The sequence below is a fragment of the Sphingobium sp. WR1 genome (assembly GCF_059693745.1).
In genome coordinates this window covers 1-1,002 of sequence record NZ_JCATID010000093.1, presented here as the reverse complement: position 1 = coordinate 1,002, position 1,002 = coordinate 1, and the positions used below count along the sequence as shown (strand labels likewise).

Sequence of the window (1,002 nt, the reverse complement as noted above, 5' to 3'; positions counted from 1 at the left end):
ACGCTGAAGCAATGGGACAGGATCGGTGCCCGCGTCGTGCAGGTCGGAGGCAAGCACCTCCTGTCGGGCGGCGTGCTGTCGTTCACGATGGAGGCGGCCGAGGCGCTCGTCGCCGATCTACGGCGCTCGAAGGGCAAGCGCAGCCCGCGCACCGCGTTGAACCTAGACGCCGACGATCTGGCTGCACTTCCGGCCCTCATCAGCACGGCATGGCTGTTCGATGTCGTTCCCAAGACCATGGGACCGGCGCCCATCCCCACGCTGCACAACATTGATGGCGAGGAGGTGATGTTCCACCGCGTGCGCTTTCCCTTCGCACGCGGCGTGACCCAGGCGCTGGTCGGCGAGCGGCTTGATACTGTCCCTGCGCTTCAGCGGGAAACCACGCACTTTTGGAACTGGCTGGGCGAGAAACCGAACGGAAAAGCGAAAAGCACCGGGCGCATGGCGTGGGGTGTGACGATGGCGGACGGCACCCCGGTGCTCGGCAATGTCGAATTGAAAGGCCGCGCCCTGATGCTCGCCGTCACCTCGGCCGAGCGAGCGAAACGCGGCACCGCGCTTATCAACGATGCGCTCGCCGGGTTGGTCGGCTCGCCGCTGACCACGATTGAGACGGTCGAACAGGCCATGGCGGCGCGGGCCGAGGGGCTGACATCATCCGAACCGGCACCCGCCATTGCGCCAGAGGTTGCAACCCCGCTCATCCATGCCATGCTCGACCGTCAGTACCGCGCGACGCTCGATGAACCCGTCGGCATGCTCGGCGACATCACCCCGCGCGCAGCCGTTCAAACTGCCGCAGGCCGGCACCGAGTAGCCGGGTGGCTCAAGCATCTCGAAAACCGCAGCAGCAGCCAACTCGACGCGAACGACCCGATGGCCACCTACGACTTCACTTGGATATGGCGCGAACTTGGCATCGAGAACCTGCGCAAATAGTTCGCTACCCCTGACGTCGATGCCTACCGTGAATCCGTGTCCCTACAATGCACAGAGGCC

1 protein-coding gene is annotated in these 1,002 nt (G+C 65.0%); it reads left to right on the top strand.

What is annotated here, in order from left to right:
- Positions 1-942: hypothetical protein (locus AC58EF_RS28540; RefSeq protein ID WP_497279739.1), on the top strand; the 942-nt coding region annotated here is incomplete at its 5' end.
- Positions 943-1,002 lie beyond the last annotated feature (60 nt).